The 1,123-nt window shown below is 46.9% G+C and carries 1 protein-coding gene; it reads left to right on the plus strand.

The window, feature by feature from the left end:
* Positions 1–107: 107 nt before the first annotated feature.
* Positions 108–1,123, plus strand: a 1,016-nt coding sequence (gene nhaA / locus AAH187_RS07990) for a Na+/H+ antiporter NhaA (RefSeq protein WP_342347920.1), incomplete at its 3' end; no start/stop codon positions are given.

Genomic DNA, 1,123 nt, shown 5'->3' on the forward strand with positions numbered 1-1,123 from the left:
GAATATTTCTGAACGACTCTTTACTAAATTGCAGGCAGGCAAATATTCATGTGCTCCATGGATGTATCCAGAATTTTGAACAATAATATTCCAGGAACTTCGAAGTCATGGATCTTGTACACGAAGCGAAACAAACCGTTAAAACCAGACCGATGGAACGGGTTCTGTCGCCGTTTGAAGATTTCACCAAACTAAATGCCTCTGGTGGTATCGTTCTATTAGTTTGCACCGCTCTCGCATTGGTATTGGCTAACTCACCCTATGGGGATCTTTATTCGAATTTTTGGGAACTCCCTTTCACCATTGGCATTGGAACGCATCTATTAGAAAAACCCTTATTACTGTGGATCAATGACGGATTGATGGCCATTTTCTTTTTCGTCATTGGACTCGAAATCAAACGGGAAATATTAGTCGGAGAATTTTCCGAACCCCGTCAAGCCATTCTTCCCATTGCCGCTGCTGTTGGCGGAATGATTGTTCCGGCATTGGTATTTCTCCTGCTCAATTTCCAGACCCCCTACAGTTCCGGTTGGGGAATTCCCATGGCCACCGATATTGCTTTTGCCATCGGTCTGCTGGGTCTATTGGGTCCGAGGGTTCCATTTGCCGCGAAAATTTTCCTGACCACCCTGGCTATCGTTGACGATCTTGGAGCCGTCCTGGTGATTGCGTTGTTTTATACTTCGGATATCTCATGGATCAGCCTTGCAACCGGCCTCGTCTTCTTAGCCATACTTATGGGCGCAAACCGGATGGGCATTCGTTCTTCCTTTATATACGGGCTGTTCGGGATTGGCGGCCTTTGGTTGGCATTTCTTTTTTCCGGCCTTCACCCAACGATTGCGGGAGTGCTTGCCGCCTTCACCATTCCAGCCACTTCAGCTATCACAAAAAATGAATTTGCCCATAAAAGCGAAAAATTCAGTCAAGAATTCCGAAAGGCCGAAGTCTCGGGGGTTTCCGTCTTAGGAAACGAAGAACAGTCACAGGCGATCCAGGCTCTCGAAACAGCCAAGGATTTAATTCAACCCCCTCTTCAAAAACTCGAACATGCCTTATACCCGTGGGTCACGTTTGCCATCATGCCAATTTTCGCTTTGGCCAATGCGGGCGTGGTGAT

This window comes from uncultured Nitrospira sp., from assembly GCA_902500695.1.
Lineage (GTDB): Bacteria > Nitrospirota > Nitrospiria > Nitrospirales > UBA8639 > Nitrospira_E.